This window comes from Robinsoniella sp. KNHs210, from assembly GCF_000686105.1.
GTDB classification, from domain to species: domain Bacteria; phylum Bacillota; class Clostridia; order Lachnospirales; family Lachnospiraceae; genus Robinsoniella; species Robinsoniella peoriensis.
In genome coordinates this window covers 259,643-282,764 of sequence record NZ_JMLZ01000001.1, presented here as the reverse complement: position 1 = coordinate 282,764, position 23,122 = coordinate 259,643, and the positions used below count along the sequence as shown (strand labels likewise).

The following is a 23,122-nucleotide window of genomic DNA, read 5'->3' as shown; positions in this document are numbered from 1 at the left end:
ACTTTTTCCTGATCCGGCAACACCTGTTATCACATTTAAAATGCCTGCGGGAATACGAACACTGACGTCCTGCAGGTTATTCACATTTCCTATACGGGGTGTGCCAATGCGAGAAATTAACAATGTTCAAAAATGGGTTCGATGTATTCGCTAATCAGTTCCAGCCTGTCCTTAGCTTTTGGTACAAAAAAGGAAGCGATGGATATTACCATATTTTTCTTTTTATGAAAGTATATTACATTCCCCCCATCGCCCATAGCTGCGCAGACATGGTCTTTTTTATCCATAATCCACCATAGATATCCATAATTCAGATTTTGTTTTTTCCACTGGCTGTGTACTTTTGTGCTCTCATCTAACCACTTAGCTGATACAATTTGTTTTCCATCCCACATTCCGTCATTTAAGTATAATTGACCTATTTTTGCCATATCCAGTGGAGAGAGCGTCAGTCCCCAGCCTCCTGTATTTATGCCGGTTGTGTCTGTGGCCCATCCACTGATCGTTTTAGATTTGTTAAACTCCATTTGTTCTTCTTTATTATGAAAAATCAGATTTCGCTCTACTGTAATTCCCAATGGTGTGAATAGATTTTCTGCTGCAAAATCTAATACAGACTGCCCGGTTGCCCGGACAAGAATGCCCGACATTATATCCGGTCCAATCAGCGGTGTATATCTGAATTCTCCTATTTTACCCCTCCCGCCTAATAAATCCAGGGTAAATTTTACACAGTCGTCGCTTGTGAAATATTTTATATAGGGAGCAACTCTGTATTTATATGGAGCTGTCATGGTCAGCAGATTTTTAAGGGTAATATTCTGTATGGTTTTTTCTCTGGATTTAACGGTATAATCCGGGAAAAAATCCAATACTTTCTGATCGATACTTTTAATTTTACCCTTGTCTATGGCAATGCCAATCAATATGGAAACAATACTTTTTGTTACGGAATAAACATGGATCCGGCTGTCAGCATTGCATTCATTAAAGTAATTTTCATAGAGTATTTTTCCTTCTTTTTGTACAACGATGCCAGCTGTATTGCTATAATCTTTCTGTATTTTCTTTTCTAACTCTGTTATTTTTTCCAGGTTCATTTTAAGCTCTCCTTAATTAGAAATTTTGTTTAACTGCAATGATTTTAGATCAAACCTTTTTTTTGACAGGGTAATAAACTTCGGTTAACAGTTCACTTTCATCTGCAGCCTGGGAAGGGTCAGTTACATATACTTCATAAAGGGCATTATTGTTTTCATAGCCTTCTTTTTCCGCCCACTCACGCTGCTTCGTGTATACCGAAGACAAGTCGGAATAAGAACCGTGTACGACTGTTTTTAAACATAGCCCGGGGTGAAAATCCCTTGTCCCCGTAACATACTCTTTGATTGGGACTGCGAATTCTATATCCAACCCAAACGGGCTAAAGTCTGCACTGTGGAAAAGTACCATGGGCGGGGCAAGTACAGTTAATTTATCATCTGCTATTTTTCTGAATATTTTACCGTAGCAATTTCCATATTCTTCTGCAATATCACATTCGGTAACCATTTTTCGAATAGACAGGAGATACATCACAGGAACTTCTACAAGCTGCACATCAATGTTTTCCAAATATGACATAATGGATTTACCCTGTTTTAAAATTGTAATATCATGATTGAGCTGGTCTAACGTCTTTTGAAATTCTGTGACCTGTTGCTCAATTTCCTTTTTCTTCCGGATCAGTTCCTGATAAAGTTTTTCATCCTGCAATTCCTGCGAACCGAGGATGGTCTTGATTTCCTCTAAAGAAAAATTGTATGATTTCAGGCGGTTGATAAATAACATGGTTTCTAACTGTTCCACGGAATAATACCGGTAACCATTTTCCGGGTTGATTTCATCAGGCAGAATGAGACCGATTTCCGCATAGTAACGAAGCGTCTTTGTTGATACTTTGCATATATTAGAAAACTCTCCAATCGATAACATCGAATATCCTCCTTTCAGCGAACCTTTTCGCTTGTCTCTATCTTACACCTTGCCCTAAGGGTAAAGTCAATGTGATAAATTTGGCATGGTATATTATGAAGGTAACATGATATGAAAATGGAATCAAGTAAGTAAGCACATACACATTTGAAGACGATGTCGATGTAGAAATACCACCCATATTATGCTAAAATAGAAAAAACAATAAAAATGGTATGAAGCAGACAGCTTTCGGCTATGGCAGAAAAATTATGGGGATACTGCAGAAGGGGAGATGTTTATGGAAATAAGTATGTTGATTGTAGATGATGACAGGCTGGTAACGGAAAAGGTGGAAAAGACGGTTGATTTTGAAAGTCTTGGAATCAGTAATGTCCTCACGGCCAGTAATATCCGCCAGGCAATAAAGCTGCTTGAGGAAATGCCGATACAGATTTTGCTGTCGGATATTGAGATGCCCCAGGGAAGCGGCCTGGAACTGCTGGAGTGGATACGGCAAAAACAGCTTCCGGTGGAATGTATATTTCTGAGCAGTTATGCCTATTTTAGCTATGCACAGAAAGCAATGCAGCTCAATTCCAGTGAGTATCTGGTAAAACCCGTAACCACAGAGGAATTGGAGATAGCGCTGCAGAGGAGTATTAAGCGGGTAATGGAAAAGGCAGAGGATCATGGTGGTGAGAACAGAAATCTGACTTTATGGGAAATGTGCCTGTTATCACAAAATCCCAGAAAGCATCTGGAAGCAGAAAAGGAATTGCACCGGATTTATGGGGATACGGCGTTTAGCCTGAATTTTATACGTATTTTTCCGGATCGGGATCATAGTGGGAAAAAAGATGCTGTGCGGTTTCAGATTCTGGTAAGCAGTAATGTAAGAAAGATACTGGATCGGGGACAGGCGGAAGCGCTGATCCGCGTAGATGTCTGTGAATGGATGTTAATCTGGAAGGAGCCGCGTCCATTCCGTATGCAAGAAAAAAAACAGGAGTTATGCCGCTGTTTACAAAGGGTGCTTTCACAGCCGGTTTGTATTTATGCCGGCAATATGGGAAAGGTGGGAGAACTGCAGTCTAGTCTGGAACATTTAGAGCGAATGGAGATGGATACAGTGCCGGGGGATAATCCTGTCTTATACGAAGCAGACTGGCTGAAACAGGAATCCCGGGAGGCTGGTGCCGGGGTATGTATTCCGGCTGACAGTTGGTTTGCAGAACTTGAACAGTCCGCAGATTTTATGCATATACAGAAGGAAATACTGGATTGTACCGATACTAATGCGAAAGACGGCATTTTATCGGTTCACACTCTCAAGGAACTGCATAAGAAAATCATGGAACTGACAGACAGGCATCTGCGGGAGCGTGGACAGGTTCTGGAATCTATATTTGATATGCAGGAGTTAGAAAACTATGAAAAAGAGGCTTACCGGACAATTGAAAGCTGGAGGACCTTTATCCGTTTTCTGTTTGAAAAGCTGGAAGGAAATCAAAAATGTGACCGGAGACAGGAATCGGTGGCTGAGTGCCTGAAGCGATACATCGAAGAGAACCTAAAAGCAGACCTGTCCAGAAAGACATTAGCTGCACAGGTTTATTTGTCGGAAGATTATATCTCCCGCATATTTATGAATGCTTCCGGGGTGTCAATTACTTCTTATATTGCATCCAGAAGAATGGAGAGGGCAAGAAAATATCTGGTGGAGACCGGGCTTCCGGTGAGTAAAATAGCAATGGAAGTCGGGTATAGTAATTTTTCTTACTTTAGTAAGACCTTCCGGGATTTAACGGGTGTTACACCAAATGAATACAGGCTGAGAAAAGCGAAAGAAAGGAATCAGCAATGATCAAATTTCATGTTTGATTATCAAAAAAACGGAATAATAATAAAAATCTGTTATATGGAAATAGAAAGAGGTGGGAAATCCGCCTCTTTTTTGTTAGTGCACAACTTAATAATTACAGAAAAGAATCGGTGCATTTTATATAATATGTTTATCATTGAACAGGGAGGAAAGGAAGATGCGCAAATCAAAAACCGCTGTTATACCAAAACAAAGGTTTCAGGTTATGAAAAAAGGCATAAAGAGAAGCAGAGCATTATACCTGCTTATGCTTCCGGCAATTATAATTATGCTGTTGTTTATGTACTATCCCATGTACGGGGTAATTATTGCCTTTAAGAATTTTACACCGGCAGGAGGGATTTTAGGCAGTCCATGGGTGGGACTGAAGAACTTTGAACAGTATTTCAACTCTTATCAATTCTGGCCCACGATTCGTAATACCCTTGTGATCAGTCTGTATACGATTGTTGTCACGTTTCCGCTGCCAATCGCGCTGGCGTTGATGTGTAATCAGATCACCAGAACCAGATTTAAGAAATTTTTTCAGGTATCTATGTATCTGCCTCATTTTATATCAACCGTTGTTATGTGCGGTATGATCATTTTGTTCTTATCACCAAGTCATGGAATTATTGCCAGGCTTTTAAGCTATGCAGGGGTTACATTACCCAACCTGATGGGGTCACCGGGAGCATTTCCAAGTATCTATGTATGGACGGAGGCATGGCAGCATGTGGGATGGGACAGTATTCTATACATAGCTGCATTATCTGCGGTAGATCCGTCTTTGTATGAAGCAGCAACCATGGACGGTGCAAGTAAATGGCAGAAATTAAAGCATATCGATATTCCGATGCTGCTGCCAACGGCAACGATTATGTTCATACTTCGTGCGGGCAGTGTTATGGGGATTGGATTTGAAAAGGTTTATCTGCTTCAGAATACCCTGAACAGCGGAACCAGTGAGATCATTGCTACTTATGTATATAAAATGGGATTGATCAGCAACCAATACAGCCTCTCCGCCGCAATAGGACTTTTTAATAACGTGATTAACCTTGCACTTCTGCTTCTGGTGAATCAGATTTCAAAAAAGATGAGCAATACATCACTGATATAGGAGGGAGATAACATTGACATCAAAAGGAAAAGCAGTAAAACGAATGAAGATCAAAAAATCAAAAGAGGATAAGATCTTTGATATTTTTCTATATGGGATTGCCATTATTATTTTGATTATTGTACTCTATCCAATGTATTTTATTATCATCGCTTCCTTTAGTAATCCTGCGGAAGTAGCTGCCGGGAATATCACATTTTTTCCCAAAGGACCTACATTAAAGGGATACCGTAAGCTGGCAGAATATGCACAGCTCTGGGTAGGATATAAGAATACCATTCTATACACGGTTATCGGAACCTTAATAACCCTGGTAACAAATATTCCGGCAGCCTATGCTCTTTCACGCCGTGATCTTTATGGTAGAAAGTTTTTAACGGTATTTTTTCTGATTCCTATGTTTTTCACTGGCGGTTTGATACCGACTTATCTGGCAATCAAGCAATTTCAGCTTCTGGATAATTTCTGGGTCATGGTTTTACCATTTTCTGTGGTTACTTATTACATTGTTGTTGCCAGGACTTTTTTTGGAAACACCCTGCCGGAGGAACTTTGGGAATCCGCCCAGATCGACGGCTGCGGAACACTTACATTTTTTTTCAAAATGGTTCTGCCTCTATCCAAAGCAGTGCTGGCGGTTATCGCCCTGTGGGCTGCGGTAGGACAATGGAATTCCTATTTTAATGCATTAGTGTATCTGCGCAATCCCGATCTTCAGCCATTACAGCTGGTGCTCAGGAATATTCTCATCAGTAACCAGACCATTGTCAGTATGACAACCGGGGCGGCAGCAGTAGAGGCAAAGCAGACGGCAGAACTGATTAAATATGCAATTATAGTGATCTCCAGTCTCCCGATTATGTGCATGTATCCATTTGTGCAGAAGTATTTTAACAAGGGTGTAATGCTGGGGTCCCTGAAAGGATAAAGTAAAGCTGTAATTGAAAAGAAAAGGAGAAAAAGTATGAAAGCAAAAAGAGTAATGTGTATGTTGTTAGGAGCAGTCCTTGCCGGTTCCATGTTGGCAGGATGTCAGGGTGAGAGTCCGCGGGAATCAGAACAGCCTTCGGAAAGTGCAGATAATGATTTTTCAATCGTGACTGTACGCTGGACGGATACCTGGCCAATCGACTATCTTCATGAGGGAATTATGAAGGAAATGGAGGATAAGAGCGGTGTAAAGATCGACTGGAAGGTCTATTACGATACAGACTGGCAGGAGCAGAAATCGCTGCTGTTGGCTTCCGGAGAACTGCCGGATGCATTCTGGGGAAATATTTGTCTGAAGGATACAGATATTGCGCAAAACAAATCTTATTTTCTGGAACTGTCGGATCTGATTGACCAGAATATGCCTAATCTGAAGAAAGTGCTGGAAAAAGAACCGGAACTGAAAGCAAGAATTACAGATCGTGACGGTAAGATTTACAGCCTTCCCAAAAAAGCACCGCTGCGTCCAAAGGTGGATGGAAACTGTATGTACATCAATAAAAAATGGCTGCAGAATCTGAACCTGGAAATGCCAGAAACATATAAAGAATTAGAAGACGTACTCTATAAATTTGTGACAGAAGATGCTGACGGAGATGGAGATAAGGGAAATGAAATTGGAATTACCGGAAATGCCAGTCAGTATGTTGCCAGCAATACGATGCGTGACCTGATGGCTCCATTTGCAACAATCGTAAGCCGTGACAATAATTATATGGGGCTGGATTCAGAGGGAAATCCAGTATTTATTCCTACCCAGGAGAATTATAAAGAAGGTGTCATGTGGCTGAATGAGATGTACCAGAAAGGAATTCTGGATCCTGAATTTTTCACCCAGGAAGCGTCTATGGCAACCAGTAAAATACAGTCTGCTGAAGTAGGGTTAATTACCGGATGGACAGCTGATGCCGTAGCCGGTCCGGTAGCTGACCAGTATGAGGTAGTACCGGCGCTGGAGGGTCCTGACGGCGGTCATTATGTGGAATATGCACCGAGTTTTCTGGATGTGTCAGACCGTGAACTGGTGTTGACCAAGGACTGTAAAAATCCGGAAAAACTGCTTCAATATGCGGATCAGTTTTATGATGATGAGGTGTCATTGCAGACCTATTACGGATCCATACCTGATCAGATCAAGAAGAATGAGGATGGTACTTATGAAGTACTGGTTCCTACCGATGGAAGCTCACTGGATACTTCCGCCTGGTCTAATTCCATGCGTGATTTTGGTCCCAAATATATGAATGAAGATTTTTACTCCAAGGTTATTCTGCCGGAAGATCAGGGAGACGGCATCAAGCTTGCGGAAGATAAGGTCAATGAACAGTATGTGAAAACAGATCGGAATATTGGACTGCCAATGTTGAAATATACGGAGGAAGAACTGACACAGCTGACTACCATTGGAACAGATATTTATAAATATGTGGAATCACAGTTTGCCCATTGGGTTGTGGACGGCGGTATTGAAACTGAGTGGGATGCTTATCTGAAACAGCTGGATACCATGGGGCTTCAGGATTTGGTGAAGATTCATGATACTGCATTTAAAGCTTACCAGGAAGCAAATAAAGGCTGATATTGAAAATAAAGTGCTTAGCGGAAACACACTTTTGTGTTGCTGCTAAGTGCTGTTTTGCGTGAATGGAGAAGGTTCAATGAAGATAACGAAATGGCTGTTTTATAAAAAGCGGGGAAGTTTTGCAAAAATGACTTTGCGAATACTGGTTCCGGTGGTTCTGCTTTTGCTGGCAGTTCTGGTTATTATGTTCCGGGGGATGCAGCAGGCAAGAACCCTGGCTTATCAATATATCAAAGATACGGCGGAGCTTTATGTGACACAGATCAACCGTGACATAGAACAAATTCATGCGGAACAGATTACACGTATGAGCCGTGAACTGGATATCGCACAAATTCCTTCAGATATCGGACCGACAGACGGGAAGTACTATAGTCTGCTGCTAAATGTTATGGAGCAGAATCAGATTCTGAAAATCAGATATGCGGAAGCGAGTAACTTTTACGTTTATGACAGTAATGCAGATCTGTTGATTCTGGATACTGGAATTTATTACCGATCCAGTCAGAAAAGTGAAAAGATTAAGCGCTTGTTGTCATTCCTGAAAGAGGGGAGGAATGAGAATATTGCCAAATGGACTTATTTTTATGATGGAGAAAAGGACTACATTGCAGGCTTATGCTATGTAGATGGGGTAGCATCCGGCTGTCTGATTCCCGTGGAATGGATCTTTCATAATCTGATACAGAAGACAAAAGGGTATCAGGTGGTACCGTTTATACAAAAGCCGGATGGGAATATTATGACGGTGGAAGACACACAGACTTACGACTATAATGATCTGATTAAAAAATCCATGGCGAAAGACCAGAGAGAATTGTATAGTTACAAAATCGGATATAGCGGAAGAATATACATGATTATCCATCCGGAGCACGGAATACTGGAAAATGTAATTCAGATGCAGATGTTTCTGACAATTTTGGCAGCGCTGATTGCAGCGGGTCTTTTGTTTGGTGCATATAATTATTATCGTAAAATTTTAGTTCCCATGAGGCAGTTTATTGATGGACTTAAGAGAACAGAAGAGGAACAGTGGATCAATGAAAACGGGAGTAACAATATTATTGAACTGGAACAGGCGAGCAATGAGTTTAAAGGCCTTCTGCGCAAGATTAAACAATTAAAAATTGAAATTTATGAAAAGGAACTGGAACGGCAGAAAATAGAACTGGACTATATTCAGGAGCAGATAAATCCACATTTTTTCCTTAATTGCCTGAGTATTATCCATGGGATTGCCGAGGAAGCAAAGGAATCCAGAATAGTAACTATTACCGGAATGCTGTCTGACTATATGCGCTATATTTTTCGGGATGCTTCGTCTAAGCGGACGGTATCAGAGGAATTAAAGCATGTGATGAATTATATCCGAATCCAGAAACTCAGGTATGGAGACAGCGCATTTGCTTTTGAAGTAATACAGGATGACGATGTAAGTGCCTGTCTGCTGCCTGCACTCTTGCTTCAGACGCTGGTTGAAAACGCAGTCATTCATGCAGTTTCCCTGGATCAGCATATTGAAATCACAATGTATCTGGCGCTGGAAGAACACGAAGATGGTAAATACATGTACGTTACCCTGTCAGACACCGGCAAAGGATTCCCAGCAAAAGTCCTCAAAGCGCTGGAAGAGGGGGAAAACATTGTCTATGACGGCAGGCGCCATGTAGGACTTCAAAATGCGGTGCAGCGGCTGCGGTTAATGTATCGGGATAAAGCGCAGATCCATTTTTCAAATATGGATGAAGGGTTTGGAGCGGTGACGGAGATTATTCTGCCTGTTGAAGAATTTTGAGAATTTTGATCTTATCAATAAATAATTTTAAATAATTCATTGCTAAATTACAAAACGGCGGTATGTGAGTTTTTCTGCACATAACGCCGTTTTATTGTGGGAAACCTGTTTTTTGTTGATAAATGAAAGTTTCTGAACTACATTTTAAATCTGTCTGATCAGGTAGTCTTGTCTTCCGTCACGGAGAAATACAGGAAGCGTATCAATATCTGCTTCAACATCCAGCCACTGGCCTCCTTCAAAAACTTCACCGGTTCGTGCAAGAGTCCAGCTGCAGGTTTCAGGAAGGTATACTTTGCGTGAGCAAGCGTGAGCTTCTACAATTGGCGCCACTAAAATATCGGAGCCATACATGTATTGGGTTTTTAAATCCCAGGTAAGAGGGTCTTCTGGAAATTCATAGAACATTGCCCGCATAACGGGAGCCCCTGCTTTATGTGCTTCTTCCATCAGGCTTCGTGTATAATCACGGAGCAGCTCACGTATCTCTATAAATTTTTTCATAATATGGTAGTTCTCTTCACCGTAGCTCCAGATTTCATTATCAGCGCCGGTGCCTTCTGTTTCTTCACCGTTCGCTTTATAGAGCGGTTCCCGTGGAAGCCGGTTGCCGTGAAGCCTCATTACAGGACAAAATGTACCGAATTGGAACCAGCGGACAAGCAGTTCCTGAAAATCCGCATCGTAAATATTGCCGCCATGAAATCCGCCGATATCGGTAGTCCACCAGGGTATTCCGGAGAGTCCCATCTGTAATCCTGCAACAATCTGATTCCGAAAGTCCTGATAAGTGGAGTGGATATCTCCCGACCAGATTAAAGCAGCATATTGCTGGCTGCCCGCCCATGCACAGCGTACCAGGTTTAAGATGTCTTTCTGGTCATTGGATTTCTGTCCTTCGTAGAAGCCCCGGGCATATTCCTTAGGATAGATATTTCCCTGCTGTAATACACTGCCGGTGTAATAACGATAATTATCATAATCATAGGTACCGTATTCCGGCTCTGCTTCATCCAGCCAGAATGCTTTTATGCCATATTTATAATAATTGTCTTTGCATTTATTCCAAACATATTCTCTGGCTTCCGGGTTAGTGGCATCATAAAAAACATTATTTCCCTGAAAATTCATTTGCACATTCATACCATGGTCAGTCTTCACCAGCAATCCCTTTTGCTGCATTTCTTCAAAGTTCTCACTGCGCCAATCAACCTGGGGCCAGACAGATACCATTATTTCCATGCCATAAGAGCGCAGTTCTTCCACCATTGCCGCAGGATCCGGGAAGAAGTGCTCATCAAAGCGGTAATCTCCGCAGCGGGGCCAATGGTAATAGTCAATAATGAATACATCCACCGGAACTTTACGCTGGTGGTATTCCCTTGCTATTTTCAGAACCTGTTCCTGATTATAATAGCGCAATTTACATTGCCAGAAACCTAATCCATACTCCGGCATCATGGGTGTCCTTCCGGTTGCCCCACTGTACTGTGACTCTATCTCAGCAGGATTATCGCCAACCGTAATCCAATAATCCATTTTTTTCGTGCTGTCGGCTCTCCATTCCGTTGTATTTTTACCAAAAGATACACTGCCGACCGCCGGATTATGCCAGAAAAAGCCGTAGCCTGAACTTGAGACATAAAAAGGAACAGATGCCTGTGAATTACGGTGAGCCAATTCCAGATTGCAGCCCTTTAAGTCCAGAATATCCTGCTGGTACTGTCCCATACCATAGATCTTTTCCCTGGGATCGGATTCAAAAGTAACTTTCAGGCGGTAATCACCGCCGGCATAAGGATTAAAGAACCGGGCTCTGCGGATCAAGGCACCTCCGCCATCTATTTCTTTTAAAATTACATCTTTACGATCGTTGTAAAAAGTCAGGACAGCGGCGCTGTTCCAGCCACGGGTATCAACGAGCGCAGAAATTTTTCCGTTGGAAATCGAGGCAGTATCTTCACCGATTGTAATGTTCGTTTCTACTGCCTCCTGTGGGAGCAGTGCACTGCTGGAAAGATCCAGCGGTCCGTTGGGTACAGAAATTACACGCAGGCTGTTTTTGCCCCATGCCATAATCCGTAATGTTTCACCGGCATTATGATATTCCAGATAATTGTCTCCATGAGTAAAGAATGACATAGCGAACCTCCTATAAATTATATTTGCCAGTATTATATAATTTTTTCAAGGTTAATGCATTTACGATACTGTCAGAGATTATTAAAATCATGTCATCTTACGAAATTGGCTTGGGGTCATTCCGGTTGCTTTTTTAAAAGAAACAGCAAAGTAATTACTGCTTTCAAATCCTACTTCAATTGCGATATCTATAATAGACATACTGGTTTCCTTTAACAAATCCATGGATCGGTTAATGCGGTATCTGTTTAAATAATGAACCGGTGTAGAGCGGAAAGAATGTTTAAAAAAACGGCAGAACTGTTCTTTGCTCAGGGAAATAGCTTTTGCAAGTTCATCCAGGTCTAAAGGGTTTTGATAATTTTCCTCCATAAAACTGAGAATTTTCTTTTTTCGCTCTTCATTGACATAATCCGAGACAGATTTCAGATTATGTTTTTGCTCTTTTTGCAGCAAATGATACAAAATCTGAAAGAGATAACCTTTTATGATTAGTTCCCGATAAGGTTCTGAAGATGAATAATTATATATCAGCTCGGCTAAAAGCTGCTGCACAGTTTCATTTTTCCGCTCATTATGAGACAACACATAGGAAGAAATAAATGTATTGTCAAAAAAAGGATCCAGCTGCTGGGTCTGAATGATATCCCCGTTCTTACTTGCTATAAAATCCTGGTGGAATACAATAGAGGTAAAACGGCATTTCTGATCCTGGTATTGGTAAGCTCCATGCAGAAGATTCGGTGGAATCAGCACTACGGTATTTTTCTCGGCAAATATAGAGATGCCATCTACTACAAGTTCGATTGCACCTTCCGTTACGAAAAGTATCTCTGCCTCTTCATGCCAATGATTATACAAAATCAAACCTTTTTCATGATATTCCATATCTTTATAAAGCTGTAACTGAAAATCCATATTCCCATGTGTTACCTGTTCACGGAAAAATTCACTGTTTACAGGATTGTTTTTCATTGCTCGGCCTCCTCTTTTAGAAGTACTTCAATATGTTTTGGCAATTCAAACGAAAGGTATAAACCAAACCATTCTTCCATGTCCCGTATTGAGTCACTTATAAGCAGGAAATATTAAAATATGACATTATATTAAGGATTATAAATCAAAAAGAGCAATTTGAAAACATATATTTTAACGATAGTGGAATTACATATATTTTACGACAGTGGAATTACATATATTTTAACGACAGTGGAATTACACATTTATTTAGACAATAGTGAAGTTACAAATCTGTGGAACTATAAATTATTGATCCGCTGTCCTTATCATGTCCGCATACTGAGGTGTGCCGATTCCATATCCTCCGGCTACATCAAGAATATGACCTGTAATATAAGATGAATCGTCACAGGAAAAAAACAGGGCTGCGTTGGCGATATCTTCGGGAGTGGCCATTCTGTTTAAGGGTACATGAGACAAAAAAGATTTTAAAAATGCTTCGGGCATATTTTTTAGTGCCGCATCTGTAGCGGTAAGACCGGGCAATACAGCATTACAGCGAATGTTCTGGCGTGCATACTGCATGGCGATCTGCTGGGTGATGTTGTTAACTGCCGCTTTTGAAACACCATAGCCGATTCTTGTGATATCCGGAATCATACCGCCTATGGAAGATATATTCACAACAGATCCGCCCCCGCCCTGTATCATGTGGGGGATTACCAGTTTGGTTATGCGGTAAACACTGCCTAGATTCAAGTCCAGAATTTCGAAAAAAGCCTCTTCTTTGCCGTTTACCAGATCCAGATCCTCAGCGGGCCTGCCGATTCCGAAATTATTAATTAAAATATCAATCCTGCCTTCAATTTTCATAGTTTCTTCAACCATGGATGTATAACTGGCTTTGTCAGTTGCATCAAAGTAGACGGGAAACATTTTAAATCCATTAGACTTATAATTATCGCAAATTTCCCGGGTTGCTTCTAATCTGCGTACGCCCATATAGACTGTAGCGCCGTTTTCAGCCAGTTTTAAGGCACAGGCAAGTCCGATACCCTTTGTTGCCGATGTAATCAGTGCAATTTTATTTTCAAGTTTCTTCATACTTGTTCACCATCCTAATTTTTTAAAAATCCAGATTAGTATTCGTATAAAAAAAATATTTTATTCGATTCAGGATGAGAAACAAAGAGTTAAGTTATTAATTATATAAGCGAATAAAAAAGGGAGAAAGGAGGAAACTTGTTTATGAGAGTAAATAAAGGAGAATACCGGCAGTCATGATGATGAATCAAAATGGAAATAAGAATATAATTAATAATTGCCGGATAGTAGATAATGAAAAAAATTAAATTACATTATGCATGGTTCGTTCTGCTGGGTGTTATATTGATCCGCGGATTTGCCGGAGGTGGAATTAATATGACATCCGGGCTGTTCCTGTTTCCAGTATCGCAGGAAATTGGAGTGGGAATGGGAACTCTGTCAATATATTTTAGCATTACTTCAATTGTGATGGTTTTATGGCTTCCATTTGCTGGAAAATTGATCAATAAATATGATATCCGAATCGTCACAATTGCAGGTGCAATTCTACAGGCGCTTTCTTTTGTGGGAATGGGATTTATGAATGCTGTATATGGCTGGTATCTCTTAGCAATTCCCTATGCCATGGGTGCTACAATTCTGGTGAGCCTGTTAGGACCAATCCTGATTAACCGATGGTTCTCAAAAAAAGCAGGAATGATGATGGGAATACAAATGGCATTTGTAGGGCTGTTCGGAGCAGTATTTCAGCCTGTGACTTCCAATATTATTTCCCAGCGGGGGTGGCGGTCCGGTTATATTTATATTGGCGGAGCCACATTTATAGTAGTTATATTAACGGCCCTGATACTACTTAAAAACAGGCCGGAAGAGAAAAAAACAATGCCTTATGGAGCATTCGATTTCCAGTCTGCAAGGCAGGAGACAAATGAGCAGGAGACAAATGAGCAGGATCATGACAAATCAAAAGGGGATTATGAGACAGAAGGGCAGGTACATGATACGGTTGAAATATCAGAAAAGACAGCGCTTCGTTCCACTTCATTTTATTTACTGCTGTTTTTCATGATTGCAATCACCGGTATCGGAGTATTTACACAGCATATTCCAACCTACGGTTCGCTGCTGGGGTATAGCACCCGGGAGACCGGAAATGCATTGGCATTTGCTTCCGTTGGAAGTGCCATTGGATCTATTGCAATCGGAATTATCAGTGATAAAATTGGCAGCCTTAAGACATGTTATGGGATTCTGGGGATTGGTCTTATTGCAGTGATTGGATTTATATTAAGTGGAACAGGATTTCTGATTTTTAGCGTATCCACATTTTTACATGGTCTGATAAGCTCGGGAATCATGGTTCTGGCACCAATTCTCACAATAAAGTTTTATGGGCAGAAAGATTATGAAAAAATATTTGCAAAAGTTTCTATGGGTGCCCCTATTGCATCGATTATCCTGATTCCTGCGTACGGGTTTATTTATGATTTAACAGAAAGTTATCAGGTTGTTCTGGTGGGAATGATCTGCTTACTGGCCATTGCAGTGCTGTGTATATCAGTCGGATGGAAAAACAGATGTACGCAGTCGGGGTGCCCTTCGCCGTGGGGGACGAAGGGATAAAACTCAAGAGAGGGAAACCCGACATTATCTACATTATGAAAAATATAATGGTATGAAAGTACCCTTTGATGCATTAATTGTTCGCCCCAAATCACATCCTATAATCTTTCAGTTACTGTCTTTATGAAGCGCAAACTTATAGTGTGAAATCTAATTTAAAGGCTGGAGAGAGACAGAGAACAGGTGGAAGATACTGATACGGATATTAGTAAAAACGCCCGTAAAGCCTATAAAATAAGGATTTGCGGACGTATAAAAAGTTATAAAAAGATAATCAGAAACTTATTTTTAGTCTAAATTAAACAGAATAAAAAAGTTGGAATTTTACAAGAATAACTAAAATAAACACAGATTCCGGTACACTTTGACATCCTCTTCAGACAAGGAATTACAGAAGTGAGCCGGAATGGTTCTTTTATTATCTTAATTTTAACCCTAATAAGCCGCAGCCGTAAGCGGCTTCTTCTTTTATGTCCGGAATGGTAAGTTCAGCTTTAAATGTACTGGCAAATAGCTGCTGAAGCATAGGATTCATCCGAATTCCGTTCCCGCTTCCAACCAGGGTTTTGATAGGTTTTACATCTTCTGGAAACTGTGTATACAAATTATAAAGTTCATCGCAGATACCCTGAAGGATCCCAAGGGTAAAATCGCCAGGATGGAAATTTGCTACCTTAAGATTTTGAATGGAGCCAGTAATAGAAGCATACTGCCTTGTACCGCAAAATCTTGTGTCTACATTTAGTGCCTCACCATGGGCAGCTGCATCAATAGCCATACGGTTCATGACCTCATATGTGGAATTCTGAGGTATGATGCCAAACTGAGCCAGCGTCTCTTCAAAGAAATTTTTCAAAAGAGAATAGGAATATCCGCCGCACAGAGAGGAGCCCGCCAGCAGATAGGTGTCTCCCAGGTAAGGCCTGCATTCAATTTGCGCTGACTGGTAGGGAGTCCGAGTCATAATGGAAATCTGGCTGCCGGTACCTACATTTACCAGACAGGCATCTTCCGAATTCATAGATGCCAGGAAGCTAGCCTGATTGTCACCGAGGGCTGCCGTAACCGGAATACCGGTGTCTGTTTCGCCAATATAGCATTCACCGCAGGCAATTTCAGGCAGCATATCTGCTGATAAACCAAGAGAGGTGACTGCCCCAAGATCAAATTTATTGCGTTTTATATCGTACATTCCAAGACTGGCTGCCATACTTTGGTGAATCAAAGGGGTTTTCCGGTTAGCCAGGCGCATAGCAATGTAGTCTGGAATTGTGCACAGATAAGCGGCATCAGAAGGAATCAGCCGGTTCACATGATTATAAAAATGTGTTGCCATGCCGAATCCGGTAGCCATAGCATATCCTGTCCTGGAAGTTAAAAAACCTGCGTACGTCAATATATTCCGGCAAGCATTATCTCCTTTGCCATTTTGACCGTCAATATGGCCCCAGTCATCTTGCCAATCGGTATTGTCGCACTGATTCTGCCAGTCAGAACCAACTCTGTCCTCTTGCCAGCTAATATCCCCTCTCCCATCCTGCCAGGTAAAGAGGGGGCTTACAGCCCGCCCCTTCTGATCCACATACAGAATTCCATGCATCTGCCCGGTGATACCGATGCTGGCAATGTCTGAATGAGATATCAGATAATGATTTGCCATTGCAATGCAGGTGTCAAGAATTATAGCCGGATCCTGCAGGCGCTCAAAGGATTGGGCGGCGGCCAGGGTGGATTTATTCGGCTTTGTGACGGTATCTAATAAAGTTTTTGTTTCTGCATCAATCAGAACGGAACAAATGGTCGTTGTTCCAATATCTATACCAATAGATTTCATGAAATTCTCCTTTTATTTTTACGCAAATTGCAGACTGCGTATCCACATGTTTGATCATATCTTAGTATTTCAGGCGAGCAAGCTAAGAAGTTAACATATGCGCAGGGGATGAACATACGGTATATGTATAGTAAGCCCCTCGGGATTACCACACCAGGGACAGCGCATATTGCAGCCTTGTAAATGATAAACCAAACGATTACCCGGTCCGTCGTGTGAATAGTTAAAATCTTTTTCAAAATAAGCTATATCCAAGTAGAACACCTGTCTTTCTATATATGAAATATAGCATGTGAATTGGAGTTTGTCAATTGATTTGACAAACTATTGAAAATAGATTATGATTATTGAAAAGATTGTTTAATCTAATCGAAAGCCAAATAAGAAAAGGGGAATACCATGGGGAATGCCAATAATATGAAGCTGCGCAACCAAAGGAGTATTATAAATTTTCTGCGGCAGCAGCCTATGTCAAGGGCGGAGTTAGCCAGGCAGACAGGACTGACCAGAGCTGCTATTTCAGTTTTAATTGATACATTGCTGGGTGAAGAAATTGTAACTGAGGACCAGCTGGTTACCGGGAAAGTAGGCAGAACGTCTATGACCATAAAGTTAAATCCGCAGAAATACAGAATTTTGTCCATTAATATTGCAAGGGATATCTGCAGCGTAGGACTTTGTGACTTTTCAGGAGAAATACTGATGGTAGAAAAGTTTCCCCAGAAAAAAGAAATATTGGCAAAACAGATGCTCAACTGTCTTTATCAGAAAGCGGTGGATTTTTTAAAAAAGGACAGAGGTGCGGACAGACTGCTTGGTATTGGGATTACAGCACCGGGTCCTTTAGACAGCATAAAGGGAACAATTCTAAAACCTTCGAATTTTGAGAATTGGCATCAGATAGAAGTTGTCAGTTATTTTAAGGAAAAGTTTGAGTGTCCTGTTTATATGGAAAATAATGCCCAGGCATTGGCTATGGCAGAACGATATTATGGAGCAGGTGTCCGGGAAGAAAGTTTTCTGGAATTAGTTGTGGATACCGGAGTTGGCGGGGGATTGATCTTAAATGGCAAACCATACAAGGGTATTCATGGATACTGCGGTGAGATCGGACATACTACGGTTAATTTGGATGGGGAACGCTGCAGCTGCGGGAATCATGGCTGCCTGGAACTTTATGCCGCAATACCAAATATTTTGCGGTCTGCCATGGAAAAAGATAAATCCTTAACCAGCTGGGAAAAAATAATGGATGCTTATGAAGCAGGAGACGCCGCCGCTGTATGGCTGGTGGAGCGGGAGTGCCGTTTACTGGCAGCATCGTTAACTACTATGATGAATCTCCTGGATGTGGGGGTGATATTTGTATCAGGAGAATTATTATACAAAGGAGCTTACATATATCCCTGTATGGAGCAATTGATGAAGGATCAAATGCTTGGTCACAGGGGGAGATCCATAAGGATCTGTCCATCCGGTTTACCTAAAGAATCGGCTATGATAGCCGGTGCCAATCTGGTTTTAGAGAAGTATGCGGCTGGTTTTGAAACAGCAAAATCATAAATTAATATTTCAGCAACAAAAGTCAAACATATTACAAATAATAAAAAGCTATTCTCTTATCATCAATTGAAACACAGACAATGCAACAAGAAGTGGAGAATAAGAAAATGGCGAAATCAAAATTAGTAAAAACGAATCAAAAAATTGCTGAAGATGTAATTGGCGGTTACAAGAAGATTGAGACGGGAGTAGTTGATGGTTACAAGAAAATTGAGACAGGAGTAGTTGATGGTTACAAGAAAATTGAAAAGGGAGTAGTTGGGGGTTACAAGAAAATTGAGACAGGTGCAGTCGGTGGTTACAAGAAAATTGAAACGGCTGCAGTAGGTGGCTTCAACAAAATTGCCGATAAGTTCGTGGATAATTATCTTACGAAAGAAGGCGAATCAGTTGAAGAAGCACGAGCAAGGTTAACAGAAGAACAGAATAACAGAAAAGCATCCAGAAAGGCAGGTATCCGACAATGAAAAAAAGTACATTTGTATCTATGATCTTAGGAACAATTGGTGGAATTTTATTTGCTTTGGGTATGTGCATGGCGTTGATTCAGGAGTGGAATGCCTTCAGACCAGGAATTATTATGGGAACAATTGGTATAGTAGTGCTTTTTATCATGGTTTTTGTCTGGAGAAGGATGGAAAACAAGGCGCCCATCAGGCTGTCCGGTAAAACAATTGGGGCAGCGCTGATTGGTATTATGGGAGCGTTGCTTCTAGGTGTAGGAATGTGTCTTACCATGGTGTGGAGCCATATGGTGGCCGGTATTGCGATTGGTATCTTAGGAATTATTTTAATCCTTTGCCTGATACCTTTCGTGAAAGGATTAAGAGAAGCGTAACCAGCTTATAGGATAAGCTGGTTCATAACCGAAACCGGATTAAATTTTTAATGGACAGGGCAGGTTTAGAAAGCAAAAAGCAGGAAATATGTGAGAGCATATTCCCTGCTTTTTTAAGGTTGTGTTAATGAAAATGGTATATTTTAAATCTCATAAATACCGAAATGATGTGTTTATAAGATTTTACGTTAGACTGTTTCGCTATGGTTGGAATAGCCGATGGGTGAGACTTTGCTAAGAAAAAATAGTATAAAATATATGTTTGTCGTCAGCGTTAAGCAGCATGAAATAAATTAAAATAAAAAAACATGACAATGCTCTATGTGAAATAGCATCAATTTTATATTCCGGATCAACTCTGCGGCCTATTAAATGCGGAACAAATATAATATCAGATACTGTTTGTAAGACCAGGACTTGCAGCCACGCATATAAAATAAATTGTTCTGAACCATCCGAGATTAGATATAATATAATTGCTATAACAGCATTTACAGCACAACTATGCTTATATTCCATATCGCACCAGTTACGAAGGTTTATAAAGGCGAATGTGCCTATGGCACTCGTAACAGCAATTATAAAAAGTATAATCTCCGGACCTGCTGAAATTATTTTCCAGATCATAAATATACCCATTCTTATTTAAAATAATAAAGTGTAACGTATGTATTGTAATGTATTTTGGGACGTGTGGAGTAGAAATGTATTGAAACGTAGGTTTTATGCATTAAATATATCTACTTCACGCACGACAGGGAATTGTTACATCTTAAATTTGGGTTTTGTTGAGTAATGACGCTTTGTAGATGTAGGTAGTGTACGGAAAGGTTAGAAAATACCAGTTCTGCGGCCAGCTGACGGAGCCCATGCCAGTTTCCCACACCCATCTTTCCGTACACTACCTACATCTACAAAGCGTCCTTATTCAGCTAAACCCAAATTTAAGATGAATTTGTTCCCTGCAGCTCAAGAACCTGTTTACAAATTGCTTTCAAACATAGCATTTTAAGGTTCTGTTAAGGTTAAGAATAGCTGAGGATAAGAGAGCAGGCTTATGCTATGAATATCACTTGAAAAGAAATAAAGTTAAGAAAATGGAGGATAATAAAATGAATAGTATGGTATGGCTTATAACAGGAGCGGTTTTATTGGTACCGGCAATGTTGGTCTTTTTTTATCATCTGGGAAAATGGATCTATAATGATGCAAAGAGCAGAGGAATGCGCCCCGGGCTTTGGACGGTAGTCGGACTGTCAGGACAGAACATGGGGGGATTTCTGATTTATCTTTTAAGCCGGAAAAGCAAAAAAGAGATGGAGACAGAGACAGAGCGCAGATGTGTCAGAGTCAGTTGCGTATCATTTATGATCATGAATCTGGGAATTATCTGCTGCGTGGTATATATCATTCAGCGTTTCCTGTAGTCCATAAAGGCTGCCTGCACAGCCAAACTTCGCTGCAGGAAACGGGACTTTAACGCTATGCACAGCCGGAGCATGTTATAAACAGACGTTGGCGGGGAGCAGGCAGTGGGAACATGTATATGGAGGAAAGATAATGAAAAGAGAATTGATATTAAAAGTGGAACATTTGACAAAAGGTTACCGGAAACAGGAAGTATTAAAAGCAGTGGATCTGGAGGTGGAAAAGGGACATATTGTGGGTCTGCTGGGAAGAAATGGTGCAGGGAAGACAACGCTGCTAAAAACGATCTTAGGTCTGGGAGTCCATTATGAAGGGAACATTTATTTTCGGAATCAGTTGTTAGATCCTGAAGATATTGAGCAAAAAAGCAGGATTGGTTCCTTGGTTGACGTGGCATTCTTTGATGACCTGACAGCGTGTGAGAATTTAAAAATACCAATGATGATAACAAGTGGAATGGGAAAACGTGAGGCTGAAAGAAGAATTGACGAAATTCTGGAATTTGTGGATTTGGCAAATGCGAAGAAAAAGAGAGTAAGAACCTTTTCATTTGGGATGAAACAGCGGCTTGCTTTGGCGCAGGCGCTGATTACGCAGCCGGAGCTGCTGGTCTTAGACGAACCTTTTGTAGGTCTGGACCCGATCGGAATTGAGGAAACCATATGCATGCTGAAACAGCTGTGTGAAACACAGAATACTTCGATTATCTTCTCCAGCCATCAATTGATGGAAGTAGAAGAACTTGCGGATGAAATTGCTGTTTTAAGCAGGGGGAAAATTACCTGTATGGATACATATGAAAATATCAGACAGAGCGGACAGTCGTTAATTGAATTAATGAAATAGGGAGGGGCAGAAAGATGAATACGCTGCAAGTATATAAGATGGAATGTTATAAGATGGGAAAGAAAAAATCGAGCTGGATGCTTTGGCTTCCCTGTTTGCTAATAATTTTAATCTCACTTGGAATAGGGAGCGGAAATGTAACGGTTACCCAGGAGGGAACTTCCACACGTTCAGTGTTATCCTGCATGGATTATTTCATATCCGTCTGGAATATATTATCCGGATTTGGAATAATCGGCATTTTAGTTATATTAACTGCTTCGTTACAGTTATCGGGAGAAATAGAAAGAGGGCAGATTAAGACCAGCCTGCTTAGAGTGGGAAAGAGGAGCCAGGTGATTCTTGCGAAATTATTTGTGATGATATCGGTTGTGGTTATGATGACTCTGGCTATGACGGTAACAATTTTCGTCTGTTACTATTTGATTATTGTACCGGATGGGATGGGAAACGGTACATTTTCCATATCGGCAACCGGTTTGACGAATTTTAAAGCAGTTGGAGCGGCACTTAGCTGGGGGGCAAACCATATTATTTTAAGTGCAGCGGCATTTCTGGCGGGAATCTTCTTTGGGCCATTTGTAACGTTTATGATAACCTTGATACTTATGTTTGCAGAAAAATACCTGGTAACGCTGGGAGTTTTTAAAATTTTAAGATATCTGCCGGAGGGATTTGTGGATTATTTGATGGCAGGCGGATCAATTAAAATTACGGATGTGATGTTAATTGCTGCTTGTACATTTGTAATTACAGGTGTTATGATATTTATAACAATCAATATTTTTAAAAGGCAGGATATCCGATAACATATGCTGCATAATAAAGGAGACACGGCGAGATATGGGAAAGAGAATATTACTGGCAGATGATGAACGGGAGATTATCGAGTTATTGCGGCTGTATCTTGAAAAAGATGGATATGATGTACTGGCAGCTGGGGACGGCCTTTCCGCGCTGCAGATTCTGCGGAGGGAAAAAGTGGATTTGGCTGTGGTTGATATTATGATGCCGAATCTGAACGGTTACGAATTGATTAAAGCCATTCGAAAAGAGAAAAATCTCCCGATCATTGTGATATCGGCAAAAGGGGAAACCGCGGATAAAATCCTAGGCCTTGGGCTTGGTGCAGATGATTATATTGTGAAACCCTTTGATCCGTTGGAGGCTGTAGCAAGAGTGGATGCAAATATACGAAGATTCTACTGTCTGAGCCAGGCTGAAGCGGAAGAACCGTTAAAAGTACATGATCTGGAGTTGAATTTGCAGCAGTGTACCCTTTGTAAAGGGGAAGAGACAATGGAACTGACATCTATCGAGTTCAAGATACTGAAACTCTTTATGGGTGCCCCGGGCAGGGTATTTACAAAAAAGCAGATTTATGAGGCGGCATGGGAGGATCAATATATTGTTGATGATAACAATATTATGGTTTATATCAGTAAAATCAGGGATAAAATCGGAGAAAGGAACGGAGAATCTTATATCAGAACAATCAGGGGTCTGGGATATAAGATGATTTCAGAATGAA

Annotated in this window: 20 protein-coding genes; 13 read left to right on the top strand and 7 right to left on the bottom strand. The window is 40.9% G+C overall.

What is annotated here, in order from left to right:
- Positions 1-116: 116 nt before the first annotated feature.
- Both CD03_RS0101250 and CD03_RS0101245 read right to left on the bottom strand, forming a co-directional pair.
- Positions 117-1,100 carry a serine hydrolase domain-containing protein gene (locus CD03_RS0101250; protein WP_027292076.1) on the bottom strand — a complete coding sequence of 328 codons (984 nt, stop codon included), beginning with the start codon at positions 1,098-1,100 and terminating at the stop codon, positions 117-119.
- A gap of 49 nt (positions 1,101-1,149) precedes the next feature.
- Positions 1,150-1,974, bottom strand: coding sequence for a MerR family transcriptional regulator (locus CD03_RS0101245; protein WP_027292075.1), 825 nt, complete (start codon positions 1,972-1,974; stop codon positions 1,150-1,152).
- Positions 1,975-2,254: 280 nt separating this feature from the next.
- Between CD03_RS0101245 and CD03_RS0101240 the strand changes: the two genes are divergently transcribed.
- From CD03_RS0101240 to CD03_RS0101220, 5 genes are all read left to right on the top strand, one after another.
- The gene (locus tag CD03_RS0101240) at positions 2,255-3,820 is read left to right on the top strand and encodes a response regulator transcription factor (protein ID WP_027292074.1); all 1,566 of its coding nucleotides are present in this window, start codon (positions 2,255-2,257) and stop codon (positions 3,818-3,820) included.
- Between the two features lie 175 nt (positions 3,821-3,995).
- On the top strand, positions 3,996-4,940 hold the full coding sequence (locus tag CD03_RS0101235) for an ABC transporter permease (RefSeq protein ID WP_044288833.1): 945 nt from the start codon (positions 3,996-3,998) through the stop codon (positions 4,938-4,940).
- 13 nt (positions 4,941-4,953) lie between these two features.
- Positions 4,954-5,868 (top strand): carbohydrate ABC transporter permease, encoded by a 915-nt coding sequence (locus CD03_RS0101230; RefSeq protein ID WP_242849013.1) that lies wholly within the window; start codon positions 4,954-4,956, stop codon positions 5,866-5,868.
- Between the two features lie 36 nt (positions 5,869-5,904).
- Positions 5,905-7,509 (top strand): extracellular solute-binding protein, encoded by a 1,605-nt coding sequence (locus tag CD03_RS0101225; protein ID WP_027292071.1) that lies wholly within the window; start codon positions 5,905-5,907, stop codon positions 7,507-7,509.
- A gap of 79 nt (positions 7,510-7,588) precedes the next feature.
- Positions 7,589-9,310 (top strand): sensor histidine kinase, encoded by a 1,722-nt coding sequence (locus tag CD03_RS0101220; RefSeq protein WP_027292070.1) that lies wholly within the window; start codon positions 7,589-7,591, stop codon positions 9,308-9,310.
- A 144-nt stretch (positions 9,311-9,454) separates the two neighbouring features.
- Here the strand turns inward: CD03_RS0101220 and CD03_RS0101215 are convergent, their stop codons facing one another.
- From CD03_RS0101215 to hdhA, 3 genes are all read right to left on the bottom strand, one after another.
- Positions 9,455-11,452 carry a glycoside hydrolase family 31 protein gene (locus CD03_RS0101215; protein WP_027292069.1) on the bottom strand — a complete coding sequence of 666 codons (1,998 nt, stop codon included), beginning with the start codon at positions 11,450-11,452 and terminating at the stop codon, positions 9,455-9,457.
- A gap of 87 nt (positions 11,453-11,539) precedes the next feature.
- Entirely contained in the window at positions 11,540-12,427 is an 888-nt protein-coding gene (locus tag CD03_RS31930) for a helix-turn-helix domain-containing protein (RefSeq protein WP_044288832.1), read from the bottom strand.
- 291 nt (positions 12,428-12,718) lie between these two features.
- Positions 12,719-13,516 (bottom strand): 7alpha-hydroxysteroid dehydrogenase, encoded by a 798-nt coding sequence (gene hdhA, locus CD03_RS0101205; RefSeq protein ID WP_027292068.1) that lies wholly within the window; start codon positions 13,514-13,516, stop codon positions 12,719-12,721.
- A 234-nt stretch (positions 13,517-13,750) separates the two neighbouring features.
- Between hdhA and CD03_RS0101200 the strand changes: the two genes are divergently transcribed.
- Complete coding sequence (locus tag CD03_RS0101200) at positions 13,751-15,082, top strand: MFS transporter (RefSeq protein WP_027292067.1); 1,332 nt, start codon at positions 13,751-13,753, stop codon at positions 15,080-15,082.
- A 418-nt stretch (positions 15,083-15,500) separates the two neighbouring features.
- On the opposite strand, the gene CD03_RS31925 is transcribed toward CD03_RS0101200, so the two are convergent.
- Entirely contained in the window at positions 15,501-16,916 is a 1,416-nt protein-coding gene (locus tag CD03_RS31925) for a sedoheptulokinase (RefSeq protein ID WP_044288830.1), read from the bottom strand.
- A 399-nt stretch (positions 16,917-17,315) separates the two neighbouring features.
- On the opposite strand from CD03_RS31925, the gene CD03_RS0101190 reads away from it, so the two are divergent.
- The 3 genes from CD03_RS0101190 (at position 17,316) to CD03_RS0101180 (ending at position 19,317) form a co-directional block, all read left to right on the top strand.
- The gene (locus CD03_RS0101190) at positions 17,316-18,479 is read left to right on the top strand and encodes an ROK family transcriptional regulator (protein ID WP_027292066.1); all 1,164 of its coding nucleotides are present in this window, start codon (positions 17,316-17,318) and stop codon (positions 18,477-18,479) included.
- Between the two features lie 107 nt (positions 18,480-18,586).
- Positions 18,587-18,946 carry a hypothetical protein gene (locus tag CD03_RS39135; protein WP_330377096.1) on the top strand — a complete coding sequence of 120 codons (360 nt, stop codon included), beginning with the start codon at positions 18,587-18,589 and terminating at the stop codon, positions 18,944-18,946.
- Positions 18,943-19,317: a hypothetical protein gene (locus tag CD03_RS0101180; RefSeq protein WP_027292064.1), complete on the top strand. Its 375-nt coding sequence runs from the start codon at positions 18,943-18,945 to the stop codon at positions 19,315-19,317. Before CD03_RS39135 ends, CD03_RS0101180 begins: the two co-directional genes overlap by 4 nt.
- A gap of 234 nt (positions 19,318-19,551) precedes the next feature.
- Here the strand turns inward: CD03_RS0101180 and CD03_RS38185 are convergent, their stop codons facing one another.
- On the bottom strand, positions 19,552-19,944 hold the full coding sequence (locus CD03_RS38185) for a hypothetical protein (protein WP_027292063.1): 393 nt from the start codon (positions 19,942-19,944) through the stop codon (positions 19,552-19,554).
- A 485-nt stretch (positions 19,945-20,429) separates the two neighbouring features.
- Between CD03_RS38185 and CD03_RS31920 the strand changes: the two genes are divergently transcribed.
- The 4 genes from CD03_RS31920 to CD03_RS0101155 all read left to right on the top strand — a co-directional run bounded on the left by CD03_RS31920 (position 20,430) and on the right by CD03_RS0101155 (position 23,121).
- Positions 20,430-20,744, top strand: coding sequence for a hypothetical protein (locus tag CD03_RS31920; protein ID WP_044288828.1), 315 nt, complete (start codon positions 20,430-20,432; stop codon positions 20,742-20,744).
- Between the two features lie 133 nt (positions 20,745-20,877).
- Positions 20,878-21,591 carry an ABC transporter ATP-binding protein gene (locus tag CD03_RS0101165; RefSeq protein ID WP_027292062.1) on the top strand — a complete coding sequence of 238 codons (714 nt, stop codon included), beginning with the start codon at positions 20,878-20,880 and terminating at the stop codon, positions 21,589-21,591.
- Between the two features lie 14 nt (positions 21,592-21,605).
- Positions 21,606-22,400 (top strand): hypothetical protein, encoded by a 795-nt coding sequence (locus CD03_RS0101160; RefSeq protein WP_027292061.1) that lies wholly within the window; start codon positions 21,606-21,608, stop codon positions 22,398-22,400.
- A gap of 34 nt (positions 22,401-22,434) precedes the next feature.
- Entirely contained in the window at positions 22,435-23,121 is a 687-nt protein-coding gene (locus CD03_RS0101155) for a response regulator transcription factor (RefSeq protein WP_027292060.1), read from the top strand.
- The last annotated feature ends 1 nt before the right edge of the window (position 23,122 follow it).